Genomic DNA, 25,078 nt, shown 5'->3' on the forward strand with positions numbered 1-25,078 from the left:
TCGGCCCATGTTCGCTGTCTACGCCGACTCCTTCTCCTCCGACGACCCGCTGTCCGCGCTGAAGGTGGGTGAGCGTCCGGACCCGGTCGCCCCCGACGGGTGGACGACCGTGACCGTCAAGGCGGCCTCGTTGAACCACCACGACGTGTGGTCGCTCAAGGGCGTGGGGCTGAAGTCCGAGCAGCTGCCGATGATCCTGGGCTGCGACGCCGCGGGCCTCGACGAGGACGGCAACGAGGTCGTCGTGCACGCGGTCATCAGCGACCCGGCGTGGACCGGCGACGAGACCCTCGACCCGCGTCGCTCGTTGCTCTCCGAGCGGCACCAGGGCACCTTCGCCGACAAGGTCGTCGTGCCGCGCCGCAACGTGGTGCCCAAGCCCGCCTCGATGTCCTTCGAGGAGGCTGCCTGCCTGCCGACGGCCTGGCTCACGGCGTACCGCATGCTCTTCACCCGTGGCGGCCTCAAGGCCGGTGACACCGTGCTCGTGCAGGGCGCCGGCGGCGGCGTCGCGACCGCCTGCATCATCCTCGGCCGTGCCGCGGGCCTGAAGGTGCTCGCCACCAGCCGTGACGAGGCCAAGCGCGCCCGCGCGCTGGAGATCGGTGCCCACGAGGTCTTCGAGTCCGGCGCCCGGCTGCCGGTGAAGGTCGACGCGGTGATGGAGACCGTCGGCCGCGCCACCTGGTCCCACTCGATCCGCGCGCTGCGCCCCGGCGGCTCCATCGTCATCTCCGGCACCACCTCGGGCCCGCAGCTCGACGACGCCGAGCTGACCCGGATCTTCTTCCTCCAGCTCTCGGTCATCGGCTCGACCATGGGCACCCGCGACGAGCTCGCCTCGCTGGTCTCGCTGCTCGACGCCACCGGCTCCCGCCCGCTGGTGGACCGCACGCTCCCGATGGAGCAGGCCGCCGAGGGTTTCGCTGCGATCGTCGACGGCGACGTGTTCGGCAAGATCGTCCTGACCCGGTGACCCGCACGACCCCGTCCCGGACCCACCTGGTCACCGGCGCCGGCTCCGGCATCGGTGCCCTGGTGGCGGCGGCGCTGCTCGAGCGCGGCGACGAGGTGCACGTGGTGGTCCGCTCGGAGCAGCGCGCGACCGAGCTCGCCGCCCAGCTGCCGGGGGCCATCACGCTCGTGGCCGACCTGGCGCACCCGGAGTCCGTGGAGGCGCTGCCCCTGCCCGGGCGGCTGGACTCGGTCGTCCACGCCGCCGGTGTCGTCCAGCTCGGCACGGTCGCGGAGCTCTCGGTGCAGGACTGGGCCGAGCAGCTGCGGGTCAACCTCGTCGCGCCTGCCGCCCTGACCCGGGTCGCGCTGCCGGCGCTGCGGGAGGCCCGCGGCACCGTGGTGCTGGTCAACTCGGGTGCCGGGCTCTTCGCGCACCCGCAGTGGTCGGCGTACGCCGCCACCAAGCACGGCCTGCGGGCCCTGGCCGACGCGCTGCGGGCGGAGGAGGCCGGGCACGGCGTCCGGGTCACGAGCATCTACCCCGGCCGCACCGCCACCCCGATGCAGGAGCAGGTGCACGCCCAGGAGGGCAAGGAGTACGACGCCGCCGACTGGATCCGCCCGGAGACCGTCGCCGACGCGGTCCTGCACGTGCTCGACCTGCCCGTCGACGCCACCGTCCCCGACCTGACGATCAAGCCCGGGCCCCGTTGAGCGGCTACTCCTGACCCGAGCGCCAGTGCAGGGCGCCGATGATGACCATCCTCAGCTGCGTGCGGGCGGTCTGGGTCAGCCGACGCTCGGCCTCGGGCCGCCCGGCGCTGCTGATGAGCGACTCGGCGGTGTGCACCATCGCGGTGACGATGAGGTTGGAGAGGATCCGCAGGTCCTCGGCGCTCCAGGCGTCCGGCCCGGGGAGCCGGGCCAGGTCGGTGGCGAGCTCGCGCTCGCAGAGCTCGATCTCGTGCCGGATCGCCTCGCGCACCGCGGGGGGCCCGGCCGTCCGCTCGCGCGCGATGAACGCGAAGTGGGCGCGCTGGGCGTGCACGTGCGAGACCAGCGTGTCGACGGACCGGTCGACGATCGCGGCGAAGGAGACCGGGGCCGTGCCACCCGCCTCCACCCGACGTACGTCGCGGAGCATGGCGCGCAGCGACACGAAGGACTCGTCGACCAGCGCCAGGCCCAGGGCCTCGATGGAGTCGAAGTGGCGGTAGAAGCCGGTGGGGACGATCCCGACCCGCCCGGCGACCTGGCGCAGCGACAGCGCGACCAGGCTGCTGTCCTCGCAGAGCTCCAGGGCCGCATCCAGGATGGCGCGCCGGGTGCGCTCCTTGCGCTCCACGCGGGTCTCGGTCACGGGGCCAGCCTATCGAGGGAGGTCGGCCGACTCGTCGGTGCACATGTGTCCACCCTCACTCGGTCCCGTGGGGTGGGTCACCTGCGCGCTACTTGACCCTGCCGGGGGGCGGTCGGCAAGATTGAGTGAACAGACGTTCACCCATTGTCAGGAGACGACATGAGTATCGCCGGCACCATCCTCCGCTCCCGCGCGGTCGCCGCACTCACCTCGCCCCACGGTGTGGACCGCTACCTCGAGCAGATCAACCCGATGTGGGCCGCCAAGGAGGTCCGCGCCCGCGTCCTGGACGTGCGGCGCGAGACCGGCGGCGAGCACCCCGTCGCCACCATCACCCTCCAGCCGACCAGCACCTGGCGCGGGCACCGCGCCGGTCAGTACGTCCAGGTCGGCGTGGACCTGCCCGGGAGCCGGCGGACCACCCGCTGCTTCACCATCTCCTCCGCGGCCTCGCTGCCGGGGGAGACCATCCAGCTCACCGTCCGCGCCCAGGGCGAGCAGCGGCCCGGCCAGTCGGTCAGCCGCTGGCTCGTCGAGCGCGCCCAGGTCGGCGACATCGTCCACCTGTCCCAGGCCGAGGGCGACTTCGTCCTCGAGGAGAGCCCGGCGACGCCGACCAACAACCACCTGCTCTTCCTCACCGGCGGCTCCGGCATCACCCCGGCCATGTCGATCCTGCGCACCCTGCTGCGCGACGGGTACGACGGCAAGGCGGGGCGCCGCGTGACGTTCCTGCACTTCGCCCGCTCGGCCGAGGACCAGATCTTCGCCGAGGAGCTGGCCCAGATCGCGGCGGCCGACAACGACGTCGACGTCGTGCTGCGCCACGGCAGCGTGTTCAGCGAGTTCGAGCTGCGCCGGCTCGTGCCGTCGTACGCCGCCACCGACACGTGGGCCTGCGGCCCGGCGCCCATGCTCGACCTGGTCCGCGAGGCGTACGCCGACAGCCCCCGGCTGCGCACCGAGCTGTTCAACGTGGCCAGCGTGGTGCCGTCCGGCGCCGCCGAGGGCGACGTCGCCTTCTCCCGCTCCGGCAAGCAGGCCGCCAACACCGGCACCACCCTGCTCGAGCAGGCCGAGGCCCTGGGGCTGCGCCCGACCTCCGGCTGTCGGATGGGCATCTGCTTCTCCTGCACCGCCACGAAGTCCAGCGGCACCGTCCGCAACGTCCTCACCGGCGAGGAGTCCTCGCAGCCCGACGAGGAGGTCCGCGTCTGCGTGACCGCCCCTGTCGGTGACTGCGTCGTGGACCTCTGACCCGCCGAGCCGTCACTTTCGCACCGTCGACCAGTCACTTCCGCACCCTCCGACCGAAGGGAAGCCCACCATGAGCACCACCCAGAGCACCCCCCAGAGCACCCGCGCCACGACCACCTCGAGCGCCACCACGGCCCCCGTCTCCGGCAAGGTCCCGTTGACCGCTGAGCAGCTGCAGGCGTTCGGCGAGGAGATGGACGCCATCCGCCAGGCCGTCCTGGCCGACCTCGGCGAGGCCGACGCGGCCTACATCCGCAAGGTCGTGAAGTACCAGCGCGGCCTCGAGGTCGCCGGCCGCGCGCTGTTCTACGTGCCGCCGGCCTGGCCGCTGGCCGTCGCCGCGCTCTCGCTGTCGAAGATCCTCGACAACATGGAGATCGGCCACAACGTCATGCACGGCCAGTACGACTGGATGGGCGACCCCGGCCTGAACTCGCGGATGTTCGACTGGGACACCGCCTGCCCCGGTGAGCAGTGGAAGTACTCCCACAACTACATCCACCACACCTTCACCAACATCCTCGGCAAGGACCGCGACATCGGCTACGGCATCCTGCGGATGGACGAGGACCAGAAGTGGCGGCCCTACTACCTGGGCAACCCCCTCTACGCCTTCGCCCTGATGATGCTGTTCGAGTGGGGCGTGGCCCTGCACGACCTGGAGGTCGAGAACATCGTCTCCGGCAAGCGCAGCCTCGCCGACAACAAGCCGCTCTACCCCGGCCTGCTGCGCAAGATCCGCCGCCAGGCGCTGAAGGACTACGTGCTGTTCCCGGCGCTGACCGGCCCGCTCTTCCCGCTGACCTTCGCGGGCAACGCGGTGGCCAACGTCGTGCGGAACATCTGGGCCTTCAACATCATCTTCTGCGGGCACTTCCCGGCCGGCGTGGAGACCTTCTCCGAGGAGGAGTGCCTCGACGGCGTCGACGACAAGGGCGAGCCGGTCGAGACCCGCGGCCACTGGTACTACCGCCAGGTGCTCGGCTCGGCCAACATCTCCGGCGGTCCGCTCTTCCACGTCATGAGCGGCAACCTGAGCCACCAGATCGAGCACCACCTCTTCCCCGACCTGCCGGCCCGCCGCTACCCCGAGGTCGCCCAGCAGGTGCAGGAGATCTGCGAGCGCTACGGCCTGCCCTACAACACCGGTCCGCTGCACAAGCAGGTCGGCAGCGTGTTCAAGAAGATCTGCCGGCTCGCCCTGCCGGGCCGGGGCGCCAAGGCCGCCGAGCCCGTCGCCGCCCAGGAGCGGATCGCGGCCTGAGCCGACCTCAGCCGACGCCACGGCCCGTGACCCAGACCATGGTCACGGGCCGTGGCGCACCCGGACCTCGGAGGGGAGACTGTGTCCATGAGCAACGGCCCCGGCGGCAAGGACCGCATCAGCAAGGCGGAGATCTCCAAGGACGCCGTGCAGAGCACCGTCGAGGCGACGGCCGGCGCGGTGGGCGAGGTCGCCACGATCCTCACCAACGCCGTCAAGGACGTCGCCGGGGCGATCGGTGGCCTGGCCACCGAGGTCTTCGAGATCCGTGACGCCGCCAAGCGGGCCGCGGCCGAGCAGGAGCCGACCGCGGACGAGGACCCCCAGCAGCTGCCCGGCTAGCCGAAGGTCATCCGGAAGCCGTCCTGGCGGAACGACGCCAGGCGGCGCGCGCCGGCCAGCCAGCCGAGCGGCCCGTCGGGGGCGATCTCCCAGCCGGAGCGGCACGGCCCCACCTTGCTGGAGCCGGTCAGGTGCGCGACGACGTCGCCGGCGTGGTCGTCGATGGGCGGCTGCCAGGTCGCACCCTTGAGCGGCACGCGCGGCAGCAGCCGCGAGGCGTCGGTGAAGCGGGCCCGCACGACCGGGCGGCCCTCGACGTCGACCGACCACGACGTGCGCTCTCGCACCGTGCCGCGCTCGCGGGTCACGCGGAAATCGGCCAGCTCCTTCGGGATCGCCCACAGCTCGCGGCCGCCGGCGACCGAGGCGGGGGAGTCGACCCAGATGTCGGTGATCGACACCGCCCGCAGCGGCTCCTTGACCACCCGCGCGACCAGCAGCTCGGAGTAGGTGAGGGGGCTCGGCTCCTCGTAGGAGACCAGCGCGACGCCGTACACACCGCGGGGGCGGCGGGCGTCGACGTCGTGCCCGACCTTGAACAGCGAGAGCCACAGCTGGCCCTCCATCGTCCACGGGGCCGCGGGGTAGAGCGTCGTCATGGTCCCGACGGTAGTCAGACCGGCCGTTGCGGGGCCAGGGTGACCAGGGCTCGGTCGATGGCCGCGGAGACGTCGATCGTCCGCACCCGCAGGACGTAGTCCTTCTCCACCTCGCGCGCGACGTAGCGCGCCACGAAGCGCTGCAGCTCGCCCTGCACGCGGGCGGCGTGCTTGGTGAGGGAGGCCCGCAGCCCCTGCGCCCGCAGGTCGACCACGATCTGGTGCGGGCGCGGCGGCTCGATGTCCAAGGTGATGGTCAGGTCCGCGCGCGCCCGACCGGTGATGAGCAGCGGCACCTCGAGGTCCGCCGCAAAGACCTGCTTGTCCACGCCGAGGTCGAGGGTGAAGGTCACCGCCACCGGGAGTCGTACGGCGAAGGCGACCGGGTCGTCGCCGACCCGGTGCCCCCAGGCCTCGCCGATGGCGCCCTGGGCGGTCACCCGCGCCACGCGACCCGGACCGACGCCCAGGGGGCGCAGGTCGACCGGTTGCCCGGACAGGACGTTGACCGCGGCCAGGACCCGCTCCACCGAGACCGCCTCGCGGAAGAAGGCGCGGCCCCAGGCGGCGTAGCTGATCTCCGGCGGAGGTGCCTCCATCAGTCCTCGGGGTCGTCGAGGCGGGCCAGCCAGGTGGCCAGCCGCTCGACCGCCGCCTCGTGCTCGGGGTGGACGTCGGTGAAGGCCTGGAGCTGCTCGGCGAGCCACCCCAGGGTCACCTCCTCGTCTCCCCGGCGCGAGACGAGCTCCTCGATGCCGCGATCGGTGAAGTACATGTCGCTGCCGCGGATGCCGGATCAGGCGAAGGCCCGGTCCAGCAGCTCCTTCTGCTCGACCTGGTGCCGCTTGACGGTGCCGACCGACGGCGAGGACGACTCGGGCCGGGTGACCGGCACGACCGTGGCGTCGACCTCGGCCCAGGCGTTGAGCGCGTAGTGCGGCCAGGGGCCGTTGTTGCGCGGCTCGTCCTGGACCCAGCGCACCTCCTTGAGGTGGGGGTAGCGCGCGATCTCGGCCTTGATGTCGTCCAGCGGGCGCGGGTAGAGCTGCTCGACCCGGGCGATCGCGAACCGCTCGGGGTTCTCCCGCTTGGCCCGGTCGACCATGAGGTCCCAGGTCACGCGACCGCTGCACAGCAGCAGGGTGTCGACCTTGTCCGGGTCCGCCGCACCGTCGCCGATGAAGGGACGGAAGTGCCCGGAGGTGAACTCCTCGGGCTGCGAGGCGGCCTCCTTGCGCTTGAGCATCGACTTCGGCGTGAAGACGATCAGCGGACGGTGCTCCTCGCCGAGCGCGTGCTGGCGCAGCAGGTGGAAGTACGACGCCGGGGTCGACGGCTGGGCCACGACGAAGGCGTCGTCGGCGGCCATCTGCAGGAACCGCTCGATCCGCGCGGAGGAGTGGTCGGGGCCCTGGCCCTCGTAGCCGTGGGGCAGCAGCAGCACGACACCGGAGTCCTGGCGCCACTTCGTGCGACCGGAGGAGATGAACTCGTCGATGACGGTCTGGGCACCGTTGACGAAGTCGCCGAACTGCGCCTCCCACAGCACCAGCGCCTCGGGACGCGCCACCGAGTAGCCGTACTCGAAGCCGAGCGCGGCGTACTCCGAGAGCAGCGAGTCGTAGACGTAGAACTTCGCCTGGTCCTCGGTGAGCGAGGACAGCGGGGTCCACTCGTCGGCGTTGCGCCGGTCGATGATCGTGGCGAAGCGCGACACGAAGGTGCCGCGGCGCGAGTCCTGGCCGGCCAGGCGGACCGGGCGACCCTCCATGAGCAGCGAGCCGAAGGCGAGGATCTCGCCGGTGCCCCAGTCGATCGGGCCCTCGGTGATGGAGGTGGCCCGGCGCTGCAGCTGCGGCATGACCTTCGGGTGGACGGTGAAGCCCTCCGGCGGCGTGGTGTAGGCGTCCGCGATCCGCTTGAGCACGTCGGGCTCGATCGAGGTACGGGTCTCGCCCGCGGGCTTGTCCGGGTAGTCGGGGACCGTGGTCCAGCCCGAGGGCTGGCTCGTGGCCTCGCGGACCTCGGTGAAGACCCGCTCCAGCTGCTGCTGGTAGTCGCGCAGGACCTGCTCGGCCTCCTCGATCGTGATGTCGCCACGACCGATGAGGGACTCGGTGTAGAGCTTGCGCACGGAGCGCTTCTGCTCGATCAGGTCGTACATCAGCGGCTGGGTGTACGACGGGTCGTCGCCCTCGTTGTGACCACGCCGGCGGTAGCACACCAGGTCGATGACGACGTCCTTGTGGAAGGCCTGGCGGTACTCGAAGGCCAGCCGGGCCACGCGGATGCAGGCCTCGGGGTCGTCGCCGTTGACGTGGAAGATCGGTGCCTGGACCATCCGCGCCACGTCGGTGCAGTAGAGCGAGGAGCGCGACGAGCCGGGCGAGGTGGTGAAGCCGACCTGGTTGTTGACGATCAGGTGGACGGTGCCACCGGTGCGGTAGCCGCGCAGCTGGGAGAGGTTGAGCGTCTCCGCGACCACGCCCTGGCCGGCGAACGCGGCGTCACCGTGGACCAGCAGCGGCAGGACGGGGTACTCCGAGCCGCGGTCCAGGACGTCCTGCTTGGCCCGGGCGATGCCCTCGAGCACGGGGTCGACGGCCTCGAGGTGGGAGGGGTTGGCCGCGACGGAGACCTTGACCGTCGAACCGCTCTCCGCGGTGAACTCGCCCTCGGCGCCGAGGTGGTACTTCACGTCGCCGGAGCCCTGGACCGTGCGCGGATCGATGTTGCCCTCGAACTCGCGGAAGATCTGGGAGTAGTTCTTGCCGACGATGTTGGCCAGCACGTTGAGGCGGCCGCGGTGGGCCATGCCGATGGTGACCTCGTCGAGACCGGCCTCGGCGGCGGCCTCGCAGATCTCGTCGATGACCGGGATCGTGGTCTCGCCGCCCTCGAGGGAGAAGCGCTTCTGGCCCACGAACTTGGTCTGCAGGAAGGTCTCGAAGGCCTCGGCCTGGTTGAGCTTGAGCAGGATCCGCAGCTGCTCCTCGCGGGGCGGCTTCACGTGCGGCTGCTCGACGCGCTGCTGGAGCCAACGGCGCTGCTCGGGGTCCATGATGTGCATGTACTCGATGCCGGTGGTGCGGCAGTAGGAGTCGCGCAGGATCCCCAGGATCGTGCGCAGCTTCATGAACCGGCGGCCCTCGCCGCCGAAGGAGCCGGTGGCGAACTCGCGGTCGAGGTCCCACAGCGTGAGGCCGTGGTTCTCCACCTCGAGGTCGGGGTGGGTGCGCTGGCGGTACTCCAGCGGGTCGGTGTCGGCCATGAGGTGGCCGCGCACGCGGTAGGCGTGGATCAGCTCCAGGATGCGCGCCTGCTTGGAGATCTCGTCGTCGTGCGACGTCGCGATGTCCGCGCCCCAGCGGATCGGCTGGTAGGGGATGCGCAGCGAGCGGAAGATCTCGTCGTAGAAGCCGTCCTCGCCCAGCAGCAGCTGGTGGACGCGGCGCAGGAACTCACCGGACTGGGCGCCCTGGATGACGCGGTGGTCGTACGTCGAGGTCAGCGTCATGACCTTGGAGATCGCGTTGCGCGCGATCGCGTCGGCCGAGGCGCCCTGCCACTCCGGCGGGTACTCCATGGCGCCGACGCCGATGATCGCGGCCTGGCCGGTCATCAGGCGCGGCACCGAGTGGTTGGTGCCGAGCCCGCCGACGTTGGTGAGGCTGATCGTGGTGCCCTGGAAGTCAGCGACGGTGAGCTTGCCCTCGCGGGCCTTGGTGACGACGTCCTCGTAGGCGGTCCAGAAGGCCGCGAAGTCCATCGACTCGCAGGCCTTGATGCTCGGGACGAGCAGCTGGCGGGTCTCGCCCTTCTTGATGTCGATGGCCAGGCCGAGGTTGATGTGGGCCGGCGTGACGAGGTTCGGCTTGCCGTCGACCTCGGCGTAGGAGTTGTTCATCTCCGGCATCGACTTCAGCGCCTTCACCAGGGCGTAGCCGATGAGGTGGGTGAAGGAGACCTTGCCACCGCGGGCACGGGCGAGGTGGTTGTTGATGACGGTGCGGTTGTCCCACAGCAGCTTGACCGGGACCGAGCGGATCGAGGTCGCGGTCGGGACCGTCAGCGAGACGTCCATGTTCTGCGCGGTCCGCGCCGGGGCGCCGCGCAGCACGGTGTACGTCGGCTCGTCGCTGGCCTCGGCCGGCGCGGTCGGGCGGGTCTCCTTGGGCATGGGCGAGGACGTCCCCTTGCTCGGCTCGGCTGCCTTGGACTCGGGGCGCGGCTTGGCCACGGGGGCCGGCGCCTGGGCGGCGGGCTTGTCCTTGTCCGCGGGCTTGTCGGCGCCGTTGCTCCCGGCCTTGGCGGGCTCGGCCTTGGCGGGCTCGGCCTTCGCAGGCTGCGCCGGCGCCGGGGCCTTCGCCGGGGCGGCGCCGTTGCTGCCGCCGCCGCTGCCGTTGCCGGCACCGTTGCGCGAGTCGAAGTAGGCCTTCCAGCTCGGATCGACGCTGCCGGGGTCCTTCTGGTACTGCTCGAACATCTCCTCCACGAGCCAGTCGTTGGCGCCGAAGTCGTGGGAGACCTCGGGGGAGCCGGTGGAGGTGGAGCTGCCAGGGGACTGCGGCACGGCTTGATTCGCCTCTTTCGGATGAGCGCGCGAAGGTGGGAATTGCAGTCACCCAGGCTAGACCCCCGACGCGTCGATGTCCCAGGTCGGGGCGCGATTCGGGCAGGGTGTCACCGAAGCCACACCAGGAGGAGCATTCGTGCCGCACCAGGAGCCCCTCGGGGCGCCCAGGACCCGGCGTACCCCACCCCTCCGGGGGTCCCGGCGCAACCGCCCGGACCGGCGGCTCCTCGCCCCGCTGCTGGGCCCGCTGCTGGCCCTGGTCCTCGTCTCCGGGTGCACCGGCGAGGACGGGTCGGGCCCGCGGGACGGCGGGCCGAGCAGCCGCGGTGAGGATGCCGGTCGGCAGGCCTCGGGCGTGCCCACCGTGGTGGTGCCCGGCCAGCGGGTCGGCCGGCTCGCGCCGCAGCGGCACCGCCAAGTGGCGCAGCGGGTCGCGGCGGTCGTCGACGGCTGGTGGGACGCGGCCTTCGTCGAGGCCGACTACCCGCGCAGCCGCTACCGGGGCTCCTTCCCCGGGTTCACCCGCACGGCGGCCGCGCAGGCCTGGCAGCAGCGCGACCTCATGACCAGCGCCCGGCTGGGCTCGCGGATCGACGCGCTCGTGCCGTTGCGGCGACGGGTCGCCGTCGACGTGCTGTCCACGCGGGAGATGCCGCGCGGGGCGACCGCACGGGTGCGGATGGACTTCCGCACCACGGGCGAGGTGGAGCGCCGGATCCGGCTCGAGGGCCGGCTGGTGCTGTCCTACCTGCGCGGCGGGTGGCGGGTCTTCGGCTTCGACGTGACCCAGTCGCCGCTCCAGCCGGCCCCCGGCCGGGAGGCGGAGCGGTCGGGCAGGCAGTCGGCCACGCAGTCGGGCAAGCAGTCGGGCAAGCAGTCGGGAGGCGGGCGATGAGCACGCGCAGGGCGGGCCGGCTCCGGCGTACGGCGAGGGCGACCGCGTTGGCGGCCGTCTTGGCCACGACCGCGGTCGTGGTGCCGGACGCCGAGGTGGCCTCCGAGGACTCCGCGCTGGTGGCGATGCGGCACGCACGCGGCCTCGACGTGGGGGACCGGGTCGTGTGGATCCTGGCGGTGGGCTCCGACGCCCGGCCCGGCCAGGTCATGACCAGGACCCGCGGCGATGCGCTGCAGCTGATCGGGATCGACCCGCGCACCGGCGCGGCGGCCGCGATCGGCATCCCGCGCGACTCCTACGTCCCGATCCCCGGGTACGGCGCGAGCCGGGTCAACGCCGCGATGGTGTTCGGTGGGCCCGAGCTCCAGGGCCGGACCGTCGGCAACCTCGTGGGCGTCCAGCCCGACTACGTGTTCGTCACGCGGTTCCCGTTCTTCGAGGACATGGTCGACGACATCGGCGGCATCACGGTCAGCAACCCGCGCCGCTTCTCCGACCCCGACCTCAAGCCGCGCGGGTTCGCCCAGGGGCGGGTCCGCCTCGACGGCTACGGCGCGATGGCCTTCGCCCGCATCCGCAAGACCCTGGCCGGGGGCGACTTCGCGCGCTCGGCCAACCAGCAGCGGGTGCTGCGCGGCATCCAGGCGCGGGTGGCCTCGCAGGCCGGCACCCCGGGGTTCATGGAGCGCGGGGTCATGTCGGTGCTGCAGCACCTGCGCACGGGGGAGGGCCCGGCGACGCTGTTCCGGCTGGCGCAGCTCGTCGCCCGGGTCGACCCCGCCCGGATCACCACGTGCGTGGTGCCCGGCACCATCGGCACCATCGGCGGAGCGAGCATCGTGCGGCCGGACGTCGCGACCGCCCGTCGGCTCGGCAACGCTGCTCGCGCCGACGCCACGCTGCCCCCCGGCTGCTGACGGCGCACCTCGCTGGTCGAGGTGCGAGCGCAGCGAGCCACGAGACCCCGGAACGCACGAACCGGGGCGGCCCTCGATGGGCCGCCCCGGTCGTGTCAGAAGGGTGGACCGGCAGTGCCGGTCAGGTCGCTGGGCCGAGGCTCAGCGAGCGTGGATCAGCGGGGGAAGATCTGCGACTCGAGCCAACCCAGGTCGAGGGTCAGGAGGTCGCCGATCTGCAGACGCGTCGCCGCCAGCTTGCCGCCGTAGAAGTTGCTCGTCGCACGCGGGCCGAAGGTGATGAACCCGTTGGTGTTGTTGAGCTCCTCGACGACGAAGGAGACGGTCTCGCCGATGTTCAGACCACCCGGCGGGAGCAGCTCCTCGCCCTTGTACAGGACGCTGGCGAGCTTGAACTCGGGAGCCTTGGCGCCGCGGACGGCCTTGCCGGGCTTGCCGGTGCTGCGCAGGCGCAGCGTGGACTCCACACCGGAGATGACCAGGTCGAGGGCCGGGATCTCGAGCGAGCCGAGCGAGGAGGTGGCGACCGACTTGGCGCGGCCGCGGGAGAGCTGGTCGGCCTTGTAGGAGTACTCGATGCCGTTGAGGGTGGCGATCGCGGTCGGCAGGCCGGGCAGGCTCAGCGGGAAGTCGACGCTCTCGACGGTCTTGGACTCCGTCTCGTTGTCGGTGCCCGCGCAGGGGATGGCCTGAGTGCCGATGCCGCCGAGGTGCAGCAGCGCGGTGTCCTCGGTGAGCGGCAGCGCCTTGAGGTTCAGGCCGCTGAGGGTGGAGCGGAAGACGCCGTTGACGGCGCCCTCGTCGATGCGCGACTGGGCGTAGCCCAGCTTGAGCAGCGCGGTGGAGTCGTTGTTCTGCTCCGAGGGGTCGACCTCGATCTGCAGGGCGTTGGCACCGGAGGAGGCGAAGCCGTCGCCGACCTTGGCGAAGGAGGTGCCGAGGCCGATCGAGCCCAGGCCCGGGATCTCGATGACGTCACCGAGCAGCGGGTTCGCGGCGTCCGCGAGCTGGTTCAGGGTGTCGACCAGGGCGCCGAGGGGGACGTTGATGATCTCGTTGAGGCCCTCGGTGCCCGGGATGTTCTCGAAGAGCATCTCCAGGGTGTCGCCGATGACGCCGTCCTCGGGGAGGATCAGCTCCAGGGTCCCGAAACCGAAGGACTCGGCGGTGCCGAACGGGTTGCCGTCGCCGTCCGCGTCGGCAGGGTCGTGGAAGGAGTCCGCCACGGCCTCGAGGCCCTGGATGCGCAGCGTCGGCAGCTGCACGCCGGGCGCGAGCTCCTTGGCGCCGAGGACGATGTCACCGAGGACGTTGGTCGCCCGGACGCCGGTGATGTTGCCGTCGCGGTAGGTCTCGGTGGAGCTGGTGCTGGGGGAGAGGTGGATCAGGCCCGCCAGGTCGACCGGCAGGGCGTCGCCGAGGAGCTCGGCGATCGTGTCCGTGGACAGCAGCGAGGGCGCGAGGCGCTCCAGGCCGGTGGTCCGCGTGCAGGCCTGCAGGGTCTTGGCGTCCTTGAGGCTCTTGACGTCCACCCCGGCCAGGCTGATCTTCGTGCCGTAGGCCAGCGCGGTCATGCCGAAGTCGGTGAGGACCTTGGGCGCCTGCGCGTCGTCCTGGGCGGTCGCGGCGGGGGTGGTGGTGAGGGTTCCTGCGAGGCCGGCCGCGCAGACGGCGGAGACGGCCACTGCCCTCTTGAAGGACTTCTTCACACTTCCTACTTTCGTCGTCGCTGCTGGTGTCAGCGGTGGTAGCCAGGAAGAGTGTGTGAAGCACCCCTCCCCTCCCGGGAGGTTTCCGTCGTGGTGACGGACCTCAAAGGGTGAAACGGCCCACACACCCTCGGGTTAGGTAGTCACTTCGGGTGGTCTGGACCAGGCCGGACGGACTACCTCCAGGCGTCCGGACCACGAGGAGCATCGGCTTCGTGCCCCGGCGACTTGAGGGCGGCGGTATAAGCGGCTGCGCAGACGCAACGACCCGGACCTGCTGGAGCGGGTCCGGGTCGGGACGACGGTCGACGACCGTCGCGGTGCTGGCGCCTCCGGCAGGATTCGAACCTGCGACACCTGGTACCGGAAACCAGTGCTCTATCCCCTGAGCTACGGAGGCGTGCTGTCGAGGTCCGGCACGGGGCCGGGCCTGCGAGCGGGCTCACCCTACAGCCCGGCCAGGGGGGTGCCGAATCGGGTCGCCCCCGGCGCGCCACGTCCCAGCGCCGATATCGATGCGGGGCCCGCACGCGCGCGCCGATAGGGTTGTCGGGTGACTCCCGAGCAGCTCTCCACCGCGATCGTCGACGTGCTGACGACGCTCTCCGACGAGGGTGCCCTCACCCTGCCGGACGGCGTCCCGACGAACGTGACCGTGGAGCGACCCCGCTCCAAGGAGCACGGCGACTACGCCACCAACGTCGCGCTGCAGCTGGCGAAGAAGGCAGGTCTCAACCCCCGGGCCCTGGCCGAGCTGGTGCGCGAGCGGCTGCTGGCCGGCGACGGCGTGACCGCCGTCGAGATCGCCGGTCCGGGCTTCCTCAACATCACCGTCGACGCCGGCGCCCAGGGCAAGGTCGCCGCCGACATCGTGGCGGCCGGGGCGGCGTACGGCGCCAACGACGCGTTCGCGGGGGAGAAGGTCAACCTGGAGTTCGTCTCGGCGAACCCCACCGGCCCGATCCACATCGGCGGGGTGCGGTGGGCAGCGGTCGGCGACGCCCTCGGGCGGATCTTCGAGCGCTCCGGCGCCGAGGTCACGCGGGAGTACTACTTCAACGACCACGGCAGCCAGATCGACCGGTTCAGCAGCTCGCTGCTGGCCTCGGCCAAGGGCGAGCCCGCACCCGAGGACGGGTACGGCGGGCAGTACATCCACGACATCGCTGCGGCGGTCCTGGCCCAGCGGCCCGACGCTCTCGAGGCTGACGACCCGCAGGAGGTCTTCCGGGCCATCGGCGTCGAGATGATGTTCGGCGAGATCAAGCAGTCCCTGCACGACTTCGGCGTCGACTTCGACGTGTTCTTCCACGAGGACGAGCTGCACAAGTCGGGCGCGGTCGAGCGTGCGGTGGCGCGGTTGCGCGAGCTCGGCAACATCTACGAGCAGGACGGGGCCACGTGGCTGGCCACCGAGAAGTTCGGTGACGACAAGGACCGGGTCGTCATCAAGTCCGACGGCAACGGCGCCTATCTGTCCGGCGACCTCGCCTACTACCTCGACAAGCGCGAGCGTGGGTTCGACCGCTGCCTGATCATGCTGGGCGCCGACCACCACGGGTACGTCGGCCGGATGATGGCCATGTGTGCCGCCTTCGGCGACCAGCCGGGCACGAACCTCGAGATCCTCATCGGCCAGATGGTCAACCTCCTCCGCGACGGTCAGCCCGTGCGCATGTCCAAGCGGGCCGGCACCGTCGTGACGCTCGAGGACCTGGTCGAGGCGATCGGTGTGGACGCGGGACGCTACGCACTGGCCCGCTACTCCAGCGACGTCAACATCGACCTGGACCTCGAGCTCTGGGCCCGTGCGACCAACGACAACCCGGTGTTCTACGTGCAGTACGCCCACGCTCGCACCTGCCGGATGGTCGAGAACGCCGCCGACCTCGGCATGTCCGGTGAGGCGGCCGCGGCCGCCTTCGACCCGGCCCTGCTCTCCCACGAGCGGGAGGGCGACCTGCTGCGTGCGCTCGCGGAGTTCCCCCGGGTCGTGACGGCCGCCGCCGAGCTGCGCGCTCCCCACCGGGTCGCGCGCTACCTCGAGGACCTCGCCTCCACGTTCAACAAGTGGTACGACACCCGCGAGTGCCGGATGCTGCCGCAAGGCGACGAGCCCGTGGCCCCGGTCAACGAGGCCCGGCTGGTCCTCACGCTCGCGGCCCGGACCGTCCTGGCCAACGGCCTGGACCTGCTCGGTGTCTCCGCCCCGGAGCGGATGTGAGCCACACCCACGAGGCCGGTTGGGCCCACGCCTCCGGCGCGCTGCGCGGTCCCTCGTGGCTGCGCGAGCCCAGCGACCCCAACGAGCTGGTCGAGCAGCTGTGGTCGCGCACCGCCACGAAGTCCGACGGCGTGCTGTCGGTCGGCGGCGTGGCGCTGACCGACCTCGTGGCCGAGCACGGCTCGCCGGCGTACGTCCTGGACGAGGCGGACTTCCGCGCCCGCGCCGGGGCCTTCCGTGACGCCTTCGCAGGCTTCGACGTCTACTACGCCGGCAAGGCGTTCCTCTGCACGGCCGTGGCCCGATGGGTCGCCGAGGAGGGGCTGCACCTCGACGTCTGCACGGGCGGGGAGATGGCGGTCGCGGAGCGCGCCGGCTTCCCGATGGAGCGGGTCGGCTTCCACGGCAACAACAAGAGCGTCGCCGAGCTCGAGCGCGCGGTGCGGCTGGGCGTGGGCCGGGTCATCATCGACTCCTTCGAGGAGGTCGAGCGGCTGGCCGAGGTCAGCCGGGCGCACGGCACGAGGACCGCGGTGATGGTCCGCGTCACCGCGGGCGTCGAGGCCCACACCCACGAGTACATCGCGACGGCTCACGAGGACCAGAAGTTCGGCTTCTCCATCACCTCCGGCGACGCCCTGGAGGCGGTGCGCCGGGTGCTGGCCTCCGACGCGCTCGAGCTGCGCGGCCTGCACTCCCACATCGGCAGCCAGATCTTCGACACCGCCGGCTTCGAGGTCGCGGCCCGTCGCGTGCTGGCGCTGCACGCCCGGGTGGCCACCGAGCTCGGCACGGTCATGCCCGAGATGGACCTCGGCGGCGGCTTCGGCATCGCCTACACCACCCAGGACGACCCGGCCGACCCGCGCGACCTCGCCGCGGGGATGCGCGAGATCGTCGAGCACGAGTGCCGGGCGCTGGGCATCGAGCTCCCGCACCTGTCCATCGAGCCGGGTCGCGCGATCGTCGGCCCCGCGGTGTGCACGGTCTACTCCGTCGGCACCGTCAAGCCGGTCCGGCTCGACGGGGGAGCCGTGCGCACCTACGTCTCGGTCGACGGCGGCATGAGCGACAACATCCGCACCGCGTTGTACGACGCCGACTACTCCTGCACGCTGGCCGGTCGCGCCTCCGACGCGCCGCCGGTGCTCGCCCGCGTGGTCGGCAAGCACTGCGAGGCCGGGGACATCGTCGTCAAGGACGAGTTCCTGCCCGGCGACGTCGCGGCCGGCGACCTGCTGGCCGTGCCCGGCACCGGTGCCTACTGCCGCTCCATGGCCTCCAACTACAACCACGCACTGCGGCCCCCGGTGGTCGCGGTGCGGGACGGGGTCGCACGCGTCGTCGTGCGGCGCGAGACTGAGGACGACCTGTTGGCAACCGACGTGGGTGATCTGTAGATGGTCAGCGCTGAACCGCTGAAGGTGGCGGTCCTGGGGTGCGGTTCCGTGGGCTCGCAGGTGGTGCGGCTGCTCTCCGAGCAGTCCGAGGACCTGGCGGCGCGCATCGGTGCGCCGGTGGAGCTGGTCGGCGTCGGCGTGCGCCGGCTCGACGCACCGCGCGAGGTGGAGGTCCCCGAGGGGCTGCTCACGACCGACTCCGCGGCCCTGGTCACCCGGGCCGACGTGGTCGTCGAGGTCATCGGCGGCATCGAGCCCGCCCGGGGCCTGATCCTCTCCGCGCTGGAGCACGGGGCCTCGGTCGTCACGGCCAACAAGGCGCTGCTGGCCGAGGACGGTCCCACCCTGTTCGAGGCGGCCGCGAAGGCCGACCGCGACCTCTACTACGAGGCCGCCGTCGCCGGCGCGATCCCGATCCTGCGCCCGCTGCGCGAGTCCCTGGCCGGTGACCGCGTCACCCGCGTGCTGGGCATCGTCAACGGCACCACCAACTTCATCCTCGACAAGATGGACACCGCCGGGAGCGGCTTCGCCGAGGCGCTGGAGGAGGCCCAGGAGCTGGGGTACGCCGAGGCCGACCCGACCGCCGACGTCGAGGGCTTCGACGCCGCGGCCAAGGCCGCGATCCTGGCCTCCTTGGCCTTCCACACCCGCGTGACCGCCGCCGACGTGCACCGCGAGGGCATCTCCGAGGTCACCGCCGCCGACGTCGCCTCCGCCGCCGAGATGGGCTGCGTCGTGAAGCTGCTGGCCATCTGCGAGCTGCGCCGCCAGCCGGGCGGCGAGGACGCCGTGGCCGTGCGGGTCCACCCCGCGATGATCCCGCGGTCGCACCCGCTGGCCTCGGTCCGCGAGGCCTACAACGCGGTCTTCGTCGAGTCCGAGGCCGCCGGGCAGCTGATGTTCTACGGCCCCGGCGCGGGCGGCTCGCCCACGGCCTCGGCCGTCCTGGGCGACCTCGTCACGGTCGCCCGCAACCGGCTCGCCGCCACGCGCGGCGCCGGCGAGTCGGCGTACGCCGACCTGGCGGTGCTGCCGATGGGCGAGACGGTCACCCGCTACCACGTGGCCATCGACGTCGACGACCGTGCCGGCGTGCTGGCCGCGGTGGCGCAGGCCTTCGCCGAGCACGGCGTCTCGATCCAGACCGTGCGACAGGAGGGCCGCGACGACGACGCGCAGCTGGTCGTGGTCTCGCACGAGGCGACCGACGCCCAGCTCTCCGCGACGGTGGAGCACCTGCAGCGGATGGACATCGTGCGCGAGGTCACCTCGGTCATGCGCGTCGAAGGAGGAGCGGAGTGAGCCGGACCCAGCAGTGGCGGGGGGTCGTGGAGGAGTACCGCGACCTGCTCGAGATCCCCGAGGGCACCCGCGCGGTCACGCTGCGCGAGGGCGGCACCCCGCTCGTGCACTCGGAGTGGCTCTCCGGACTGACCGGCGCCGAGGTGCACCTCAAGGTCGAGGGCGACAACCCCACCGGCTCCTTCAAGGACCGCGGCATGACCGCCGCGCTGTCGGTGGCCGTCCACGAGGGCGCCAAAGCGGTGGTCTGCGCCTCGACCGGCAACACCTCCGCCTCGATGGCCGCCTACGCCGCCAAGGCCGGCATCAAGCCGCTCGTGCTCGTGCCCGAGGGCAAGATCGCGGCCGGGAAGATGGCCCAGGCGATCCTCCACGGCGCGCAGGTGATCATGGTCCGCGGGAACTTCGACGACTGCCTGGCCATGGCGCGCGGGCTCTCGCAGGCCTACCCCGTGGCCCTGGTCAACAGCGTCAACCCCGTCCGCCTCGAGGGGCAGAAGACCGCGGCCTTCGAGGTCGTCGACTTCCTCGGCGACGCCCCGGACTACCACCTGCTGCCCGTCGGCAACGCCGGCAACATCTCCGCCTACTGGCTGGGCTACACCCAGTACGCCGAGCTCGGCGAGGCCACGAAGCGGCCCGTCATGCGCGGCTTCCAGGCCGAGGGCGCCTCGCCGCTGGTGACCGGGGAGCCCTTCCCGGACCCGGAGACCAAGGCCACCGCGATCCGGATCGGCAACCCCGCCTCCTGGCACCTGGCCGAGAAGGCGGCGAAGGAGTCCGAGGGCCGGTTCGCCGCGGTCACCGACGACCAGATCCTCGCCGCCCAGGCGCAGCTGGCCAGCCACGACGGCGTGTTCGTCGAGCCCGCCTCGGCGGCCGGGGTCGCCGGCCTGCTGCAGGAGCTGGCCCACGGCGAGTCCTACCGCGGCTCGACGGTGGTCATCACCGTGACCGGCCACGGGCTCAAGGACACCGCGACCGCGCTGGAGGCCTTCTCGGCCAGCGGTGGCGGGATCGTCGACACCGTGGTGGACGCCGACGTGGACGCCGCCGCGGCTGCCGCCGGCCTGGCCTGAGGGCCGGACCCGCTCATGGTCACCTTCGTCGACGGCCCGGTCGGCGTCTCCGTCCCGGCCACCTCGGCCAACCTCGGCCCCGGCTTCGACTCCCTGGGCCTCGCGCTCTCGCTGCGCGACGAGCTCGAGGGCGAGGTGCTCGGGTCGGGACTCGTCGTGCAGGTCGAGGGCGCTGGTGCCGACGACGTACCCCGCGACGAGTCGCACCTGGTCGTCCGCTCGATGCGCGCCACCTTCGAGCTGCTCGGTGGCCAGCCCGCGGGCCTGCGCCTGACCTGCCGCAACGTCGTGCCGCACGCCCGCGGCCTGGGGTCGTCCTCGGCCGCGATCGTCGGCGGGGTGGTCCTGGCGCGAGCCCTGGTGGCGGGCGGTGAGCTGCTGCTCGACGACGAGGCCGCGCTGCGGCTGGCCGCCCGCATCGAGGGGCACCCCGACAACGTCGCGCCGGCGCTGCTCGGCGGCTTCGTGGTCTCGGGCCAGGAGGCGGGGGAGTTCTACGCTGTCCCGGCCCCCGTCGACCCCCGGATCGGCGCGGTCGCGCTCGTGCCGCCGACGCCGGTCTCGACCGAGGCCGCCCGCGGGCTGCTCCCCGACACCGTGCCGCACGCCGACGCGGCCGCGGACGCCGGCCGTGCCGCGCTGCTGGTCGCGGCCCTCGGCGGGCGCCCCGAGCACCTGCTGCTCGCCACCCGCGACTACCTCCACCAGTCCTACCGGCGCCCGGCGATGCCGGAGTCCCTGGACCTGGTCGAGGCGCTGCGCGCCGACGGGATCCCCGCCGTGGTCTCCGGCGCCGGACCGACGGTGCTGGCCTTCGTCGAGGGCCCGGAGGCCGACTCCACCCGTGCGGTCCTGGACCGTACGCCGGCGGGCTGGTGGTCCACGCACCTCGCCGTCGACGGCGCCGGTGCGGTGGTGCGCCGCGAGGGCTGAGCGCGACTGCTACTGTGGCGCCCGGCCGCACGTCGTCTCCGACGCGGGCCGCGTCCCGCGTCCAGCGGGCTCCCGTTCCTCGCCCCTCGGGCGGATCGCGCACGCCGGTTGTCCTCTCGCGCACACCGGTGTGGGAAGGACTCACGTGACCGAGCAGACCCACGACCCCGCCGCCGAGCAGGGACAGGCGGCGCCGGCCGCCGCCACCAGCAAGCGCGCCCGCGCCGGTGGCCTCAACGGCATGCTGCTGGCCGACCTCAAGCAGCTCGCCGGGGGCCTGGGCATCAAGGGGTCCGGGTCGATGAAGAAGGCCCAGCTCGTGGAGGCGATCAAGGCCGCCCAGTCGGGTGGCCAGTCGGGCCAGTCGGATGGCCAGTCGGGTGGCCGGTCGGGAGGCCGGGCCGGTGACTCCTCGGACGGGCGGTCGACACCCCGGACCACCGACCAGCCGGCCGAGCGCCCCGCCACCGACCAGGGTGACCGGCAGCCGCAGCGGCAGGAGCAGGAGGAGCGCCCCGCGCGCGACCGCTCCGCCGAGCGCCAGGACCGGCCCGAGCGCCAGCAGCAGGGCCAGGGCGACCAGCAGGGCAAGCCCGACCAGCAGGGCAAGGCCGACCAGCAGGGCAAGGCCGACCAGCAGGAGCGCCAGCGTTCGGAGCGCCAGGACCGCTCCGAGCGCCCGCAGCAGGACCGGCAGCAGGGCCAGCAGGGCAAGAAGAACCAGAACCAGAAGTCCCAGCAGGGTCAGGCCGGCGACCAGGGCAAGGGTGGCGACCAGGGCCAGGGCGGCAAGCAGGGCAACCAGCAGGGCCAGGGCGGCAAGCAGGGCAACCAGAACCCCGGCAACCAGAACCCCGGCAACCAGAACCTCGGCGGCGACCTCGACGACGACGATGACGAGGGCGGCCGCCGCAGCCGGCGCCGTCGTGGCCGCGAGCGCGACCGCACCCGTCGCGGCGAGGTGGACACCACGATCCTCGAGGACGACGTGCTCGTCCCGGCCGCGGGCATCCTCGACGTGCTCGACAACTACGCCTTCGTCCGCACCAGCGGCTACCTCGCCGGCACCGACGACGTCTACGTCTCGCTGACCATGGTGCGGAAGTACGGCCTGCGTCGCGGCGACGCCGTGACCGGGCAGGTGCGCCAGCCCCGCGAGGGCGAGCGCAAGGAGAAGTTCAACCCGATGGTGAAGATCGAGAGCGTCAACGGTCAGGAGCCCGACGCCTCGCGCCACCGCCCGGACTTCGCCCGGCTGACCCCGCTCTACCCCTCCGAGCGGTTGCGCCTGGAGACCGGCCCCACCGACCTCGTGGGTCGCGTGGTCGACCTGCTGGCACCCGTCGGCAAGGGCCAGCGCGGCCTGGTCGTCGCGCCCCCGGGCTCGGGCCGCACGATGCTGCTGCAGTCGATCGCCGACTCGCTCACGGCCAACAACCCCGAGTGCCACCTCATGGTCGTGCTGGTCGACGAGCGGCCGGAGGAGGTCACCGACGTCGAGCGGCGGACCAAGGGCGAGGTCATCGCCTCGACCTTCGACCGCCAGCCGGCCGACCACACCGCCGTCGCGGAGCTGGCCGTCGAGCGGGCCAAGCGGCTGGTCGAGCTCGGCCACGACGTCGTCGTGCTGCTGGACGGCCTGACCCGCCTCACCCGCGCCTACAACCTGGCGGCCCCCTCGAGCGGCCGGACGCTGGAGGGCGGGCTGGACCCGCAGTCCCTGCACCCGGCCAAGCGGCTCTTCGGTGCCGCCCGCAACATCGAGAACGGCGGGTCGCTGACGATCCTCGCCACGGCCGTCGCCGACTCCGGCTCCGCGACCGACCAGCGGATCCTCGAGGAGTTCCGCGGGACCGGCAACCACGAGCTGCGCCTGCGATCCGACCTGGCTGCCAGGCGGCTCTTCCCGGCCGTGGACGTGGCCGCGAGCGGGACGCGTCGCGCCGACCTGCTCCTGGCCGCGGAGGAGGTCGCGGTGGTCGACGCCCTGCGCGCCGGGCTCGCCGAGCTCGAGCCGGTGCAGGCGATGGAGCTGCTGCTGGACCGGCTCGCCGCCACCCAGACCAACTACGAGCTGCTCCGGTCGGTCCAGGCCCAGGGGCAGCTGGCGGAAGCCGGCGGGAAGGTTGCCAGGTAGCGGCCTGACGGGCACCTCCGGTGCCCTAGGCTCTGCTGGAGACCTGGGCCCGGTGGCCCGCGACGAGAGGTGACCCGTGGCACGGATCCTGGTGGCCGACGACGACGTCGACATCCGTGAGCTCGTCGAGTTCAAGCTCTCGACCATGGGTCACGAGATCACGGCGGTCGGCGACGGCGCGGCGGCGGTGGAGGCATGCCAGGCCAGCCGCCCCGACCTCGCGGTGCTGGACGTCATGATGCCGGGGGTCTCGGGCCTCGACGCGATCCGGGCGATCCGGGCCGACCCCGCCCTGGCCGACCTGCCCGTCATCCTGCTCACGGCCCGCGCCCAGGAGTCCGACGTCGAGACGGGCTTCGACTCCGGTGCCGACGACTACATCACCAAGCCGTTCAGCCCGCGCGAGCTGGCAGCGCGCGTCGAGGCGCTGCTGTCGCGCTCGGGCTGAGACGGGGTCAGGCGTGGAGGCCACGGCGCCCGGGCGCACCGTCGCACGGACACTGACTCCTGCCCTGTTCCGCCTGGCCCTCGTGGTCGGGCTCATGGCCGTGGTCGCGATCCTGGGGGTCCTTCTCTCCACCCGTGCGGTCAACAGCCTCACCGAGGAGCTGCAGCCGGCGGCCGCGGCCAACCAGGACGTGCTGCTGGACCTCACGGCGATGGAGGGAGCCGTGGCCAACTACGCCCGCAGCGGCGACCCCTCGGCGCTCGACCAGTACCAGCAGGTCCTGGCCCGGCTCCCCGCGGACCAGCGCGAGGTCCGGGCGTACGCCGAGGGCGACCCGGACCTGCGGGTCCTGGTCGCCCAGCAGGAGGCGGCGGTCGAGGAGTGGCTGACCCGCTACGCCCAGCCCCGCGTCGCCGACGCGGGAGGTCCCGACAGCTTCCAGCCGCGTCGCTACCGCCTCGGCCAGGTGCTCTTCGGCGAGGTGCTGGAGTCGCACCGCGCCACGGCCGCCGCGTTCGGCGACCGGGTCCGCCAGGCCAGCACGGACGCCTCCTGGCGGCTGCGCGCCACCGTCGGCGCGATCGCGCTGCTGGCCCTCCTCGCCTGGCTGGTGGTGACCCGCTCGCGCGCCCAGATGCTGCGTGACGTGTCGGACCCGCTGGTCGAGCTCGAGCGCGTCGTGACCCAGATGGCCAAGGACCCGTCCCTGCGCGCTCGTCCGGTCGGCCCGCGCGAGCTGCGCTCGGTCGTGGAGGCGCTCAACGCCCTGGCCGACGCGCAGGGGCGGGCGCTGGCGGTCGAGTCGCGGATCCAGTCGTCGCTGCGGACCCTCGACACCGCCAAGGACGACTTCGTCTCCAACGTCTCCCACGAGCTCCGCACGCCACTGACGACCATCAGCGGCTACCTCGAGGTCGTGGCCGAGGAGTTCGAGGACGTCATGTCGCCGCGGCACGAGCGGATCCTCGAGGCGAGCCGCCGCAACGTGGCCCGGCTCAAGATGCTGATCGACGACCTGCTGACCCTGTCCAAGGCCGAGACCCGGCACACCGACCTGGAGTCCGCCGACCTGGTGCCGCTGGTGCGCGACGCGGTCACCGACGTGCGCATCACCGCGGCGAGCCGGGGCATCACGGTGCGCCTGAACGCGCCGACGACGCCGGTGCTGCTGCTGGCCGACCGGGCGATGCTCGGGCGGGCGCTGCTGAACGTGCTCTCCAACGCCGTGAAGTTCAGCCTCGACGACACCACGGTCGAGGTCGAGGTCACCGCCGGTGCCGCACAGGCCGTCGTCCGCGTGCGCGACCACGGCATCGGCATCCCCGCGGCCGAGGTGGAGCGGCTCGGCACCCGGTTCTTCCGGGCGTCCAACGCGGTGACCAACGAGATCGCGGGCACCGGCCTGGGCATCCGGATCGTGCAGACCATCGTCGACCGGCACGCCGGCGAGCTCCGCATCGAGTCCGAGGAGGGGCGGGGGACGACCGTGACGATGCGGTTCCCGCTGCTCGGGGACACCGCGGCGCCCGAGCCCGCCGAGGTCCCGGCGGCAGGGTCGACCGGGCGCTCCGCCGAGGAACCGACCGGGCAGCCCGTCGGGCAGCCCGACCAGGAGCCGGCCAGCCGGAATTAGGGCAGGGGCCCCGGCGTTGGGCATGATGTCCTGGCTCGAT

Annotated in this window: 21 protein-coding genes and 1 tRNA gene; 15 read left to right on the forward strand and 7 right to left on the reverse strand. The window is 72.4% G+C overall.

Going from position 1 to position 25,078, the window contains the following annotated elements:
* Positions 1 to 7 precede the first annotated feature (7 nt).
* Both ACYVID_RS06625 and ACYVID_RS06630 read left to right on the forward strand, forming a co-directional pair.
* Positions 8 to 976 (forward strand): zinc-binding dehydrogenase, encoded by a 969-nt coding sequence (locus ACYVID_RS06625; protein ID WP_460735617.1) that lies wholly within the window; start codon positions 8 to 10, stop codon positions 974 to 976.
* Positions 973 to 1,671 (forward strand): SDR family oxidoreductase, encoded by a 699-nt coding sequence (locus tag ACYVID_RS06630; protein ID WP_460735619.1) that lies wholly within the window; start codon positions 973 to 975, stop codon positions 1,669 to 1,671. The genes ACYVID_RS06625 and ACYVID_RS06630 overlap by 4 nt, the downstream gene beginning before the upstream one ends.
* 4 nt (positions 1,672 to 1,675) lie before the next feature.
* Here the strand turns inward: ACYVID_RS06630 and ACYVID_RS06635 are convergent, their stop codons facing one another.
* Positions 1,676 to 2,317 (reverse strand): TetR family transcriptional regulator, encoded by a 642-nt coding sequence (locus ACYVID_RS06635; protein ID WP_460735621.1) that lies wholly within the window; start codon positions 2,315 to 2,317, stop codon positions 1,676 to 1,678.
* A 159-nt stretch (positions 2,318 to 2,476) separates the two neighbouring features.
* Here ACYVID_RS06635 and ACYVID_RS06640 point away from each other — a divergent pair, with 159 nt between their 5' ends.
* The 3 genes from ACYVID_RS06640 (at position 2,477) to ACYVID_RS06650 (ending at position 5,180) form a co-directional block, all read left to right on the forward strand.
* The gene (locus ACYVID_RS06640) at positions 2,477 to 3,574 is read left to right on the forward strand and encodes a ferredoxin reductase (RefSeq protein ID WP_460735625.1); all 1,098 of its coding nucleotides are present in this window, start codon (positions 2,477 to 2,479) and stop codon (positions 3,572 to 3,574) included.
* A 70-nt stretch (positions 3,575 to 3,644) separates the two neighbouring features.
* On the forward strand, positions 3,645 to 4,838 hold the full coding sequence (locus ACYVID_RS06645; RefSeq protein WP_460735627.1) for a fatty acid desaturase family protein: 1,194 nt from the start codon (positions 3,645 to 3,647) through the stop codon (positions 4,836 to 4,838).
* A gap of 87 nt (positions 4,839 to 4,925) precedes the next feature.
* Positions 4,926 to 5,180 (forward strand): hypothetical protein, encoded by a 255-nt coding sequence (locus ACYVID_RS06650; protein ID WP_460735629.1) that lies wholly within the window; start codon positions 4,926 to 4,928, stop codon positions 5,178 to 5,180.
* Here ACYVID_RS06650 and ACYVID_RS06655 read toward each other — a convergent pair.
* Genes ACYVID_RS06655 through ACYVID_RS06670 form a run of 4 tightly spaced genes read right to left on the reverse strand, consistent with a single transcriptional unit; the run spans position 5,177 to position 10,352 of the window.
* Positions 5,177 to 5,779: an acetoacetate decarboxylase family protein gene (locus ACYVID_RS06655; protein WP_460735631.1), complete on the reverse strand. Its 603-nt coding sequence runs from the start codon at positions 5,777 to 5,779 to the stop codon at positions 5,177 to 5,179. The genes ACYVID_RS06650 and ACYVID_RS06655 overlap by 4 nt on opposite strands.
* 14 nt (positions 5,780 to 5,793) lie before the next feature.
* Positions 5,794 to 6,378, reverse strand: coding sequence for a hypothetical protein (locus ACYVID_RS06660; RefSeq protein WP_460735633.1), 585 nt, complete (start codon positions 6,376 to 6,378; stop codon positions 5,794 to 5,796).
* The gene (locus ACYVID_RS06665; protein ID WP_300641092.1) at positions 6,378 to 6,554 is read right to left on the reverse strand and encodes a DUF6104 family protein; all 177 of its coding nucleotides are present in this window, start codon (positions 6,552 to 6,554) and stop codon (positions 6,378 to 6,380) included. Before ACYVID_RS06665 ends, ACYVID_RS06660 begins: the two co-directional genes overlap by 1 nt.
* A 21-nt stretch (positions 6,555 to 6,575) precedes the next feature.
* Positions 6,576 to 10,352 (reverse strand): multifunctional oxoglutarate decarboxylase/oxoglutarate dehydrogenase thiamine pyrophosphate-binding subunit/dihydrolipoyllysine-residue succinyltransferase subunit, encoded by a 3,777-nt coding sequence (locus ACYVID_RS06670; protein ID WP_460735635.1) that lies wholly within the window; start codon positions 10,350 to 10,352, stop codon positions 6,576 to 6,578.
* Between the two features lie 139 nt (positions 10,353 to 10,491).
* Between ACYVID_RS06670 and ACYVID_RS06675 the strand changes: the two genes are divergently transcribed.
* Together ACYVID_RS06675 and ACYVID_RS06680 are read left to right on the forward strand one after the other, a co-directional pair.
* Positions 10,492 to 11,250, forward strand: coding sequence for a hypothetical protein (locus ACYVID_RS06675; RefSeq protein ID WP_460735637.1), 759 nt, complete (start codon positions 10,492 to 10,494; stop codon positions 11,248 to 11,250).
* Positions 11,247 to 12,170, forward strand: coding sequence for an LCP family protein (locus ACYVID_RS06680; protein WP_460735639.1), 924 nt, complete (start codon positions 11,247 to 11,249; stop codon positions 12,168 to 12,170). The genes ACYVID_RS06675 and ACYVID_RS06680 overlap by 4 nt, the downstream gene beginning before the upstream one ends.
* 155 nt (positions 12,171 to 12,325) lie before the next feature.
* Here the strand turns inward: ACYVID_RS06680 and ACYVID_RS06685 are convergent, their stop codons facing one another.
* Both ACYVID_RS06685 and ACYVID_RS06690 read right to left on the reverse strand, forming a co-directional pair.
* Complete coding sequence (locus ACYVID_RS06685) at positions 12,326 to 13,879, reverse strand: hypothetical protein (RefSeq protein ID WP_460735641.1); 1,554 nt, start codon at positions 13,877 to 13,879, stop codon at positions 12,326 to 12,328.
* Positions 13,880 to 14,203: 324 nt separating this feature from the next.
* Positions 14,204 to 14,279: transfer RNA gene (locus ACYVID_RS06690), tRNA-Arg, on the reverse strand.
* Between the two features lie 153 nt (positions 14,280 to 14,432).
* On the opposite strand from ACYVID_RS06690, the gene argS reads away from it, so the two are divergent.
* The 8 genes from argS to ACYVID_RS06730 all read left to right on the forward strand — a co-directional run bounded on the left by argS (position 14,433) and on the right by ACYVID_RS06730 (position 25,038).
* On the forward strand, positions 14,433 to 16,103 hold the full coding sequence (argS, locus tag ACYVID_RS06695) for an arginine--tRNA ligase (protein ID WP_460735642.1): 1,671 nt from the start codon (positions 14,433 to 14,435) through the stop codon (positions 16,101 to 16,103).
* On the forward strand, positions 16,100 to 17,503 hold the full coding sequence (gene lysA, locus ACYVID_RS06700; RefSeq protein ID WP_460735643.1) for a diaminopimelate decarboxylase: 1,404 nt from the start codon (positions 16,100 to 16,102) through the stop codon (positions 17,501 to 17,503). Before argS ends, lysA begins: the two co-directional genes overlap by 4 nt.
* Positions 17,504 to 18,808 carry a homoserine dehydrogenase gene (locus tag ACYVID_RS06705; RefSeq protein ID WP_460735644.1) on the forward strand — a complete coding sequence of 435 codons (1,305 nt, stop codon included), beginning with the start codon at positions 17,504 to 17,506 and terminating at the stop codon, positions 18,806 to 18,808. It abuts the gene before it with no gap.
* A complete protein-coding gene (thrC, locus tag ACYVID_RS06710; RefSeq protein WP_460735646.1) occupies positions 18,805 to 19,887 on the forward strand; it encodes a threonine synthase in 1,083 nt (360 codons plus the stop codon). Before ACYVID_RS06705 ends, thrC begins: the two co-directional genes overlap by 4 nt.
* Positions 19,888 to 19,902: 15 nt before the next feature.
* Positions 19,903 to 20,820: a homoserine kinase gene (gene thrB, locus ACYVID_RS06715; RefSeq protein ID WP_460735648.1), complete on the forward strand. Its 918-nt coding sequence runs from the start codon at positions 19,903 to 19,905 to the stop codon at positions 20,818 to 20,820.
* Between the two features lie 145 nt (positions 20,821 to 20,965).
* Complete coding sequence (rho, locus tag ACYVID_RS06720) at positions 20,966 to 22,957, forward strand: transcription termination factor Rho (protein ID WP_460735650.1); 1,992 nt, start codon at positions 20,966 to 20,968, stop codon at positions 22,955 to 22,957.
* 76 nt (positions 22,958 to 23,033) lie between these two features.
* Positions 23,034 to 23,405, forward strand: coding sequence for a response regulator transcription factor (locus ACYVID_RS06725; RefSeq protein WP_300641076.1), 372 nt, complete (start codon positions 23,034 to 23,036; stop codon positions 23,403 to 23,405).
* Positions 23,406 to 23,418: 13 nt separating this feature from the next.
* The gene (locus ACYVID_RS06730) at positions 23,419 to 25,038 is read left to right on the forward strand and encodes an ATP-binding protein (protein WP_460735652.1); all 1,620 of its coding nucleotides are present in this window, start codon (positions 23,419 to 23,421) and stop codon (positions 25,036 to 25,038) included.
* Positions 25,039 to 25,078: the final 40 nt, after the last annotated feature.

It is taken from the genome of Nocardioides ginkgobilobae (assembly GCF_054781275.1).

Excerpts from the sequence above, each read along its gene's own strand:
- ACYVID_RS06625 (WP_460735617.1), top strand. The coding sequence starts at position 8 with ATGTTCGCTGTCTACGCCGACTCCTTCTCCTCCGACGACCCGCTGTCC.
- ACYVID_RS06640 (WP_460735625.1), top strand. The coding sequence starts at position 2,477 with ATGAGTATCGCCGGCACCATCCTCCGCTCCCGCGCGGTCGCCGCACTC.
- ACYVID_RS06645 (WP_460735627.1), top strand. The coding sequence starts at position 3,645 with ATGAGCACCACCCAGAGCACCCCCCAGAGCACCCGCGCCACGACCACC.
- ACYVID_RS06650 (WP_460735629.1), top strand. The coding sequence starts at position 4,926 with ATGAGCAACGGCCCCGGCGGCAAGGACCGCATCAGCAAGGCGGAGATC.
- ACYVID_RS06655 (WP_460735631.1), bottom strand. The coding sequence starts at position 5,779 with ATGACGACGCTCTACCCCGCGGCCCCGTGGACGATGGAGGGCCAGCTG.
- ACYVID_RS06660 (WP_460735633.1), bottom strand. The coding sequence starts at position 6,378 with ATGGAGGCACCTCCGCCGGAGATCAGCTACGCCGCCTGGGGCCGCGCC.
- ACYVID_RS06665 (WP_300641092.1), bottom strand. The coding sequence starts at position 6,554 with ATGTACTTCACCGATCGCGGCATCGAGGAGCTCGTCTCGCGCCGGGGA.
- ACYVID_RS06680 (WP_460735639.1), top strand. The coding sequence starts at position 11,247 with ATGAGCACGCGCAGGGCGGGCCGGCTCCGGCGTACGGCGAGGGCGACC.
- ACYVID_RS06705 (WP_460735644.1), top strand. The coding sequence starts at position 17,504 with ATGGTCAGCGCTGAACCGCTGAAGGTGGCGGTCCTGGGGTGCGGTTCC.
- thrB (WP_460735648.1), top strand. The coding sequence starts at position 19,903 with ATGGTCACCTTCGTCGACGGCCCGGTCGGCGTCTCCGTCCCGGCCACC.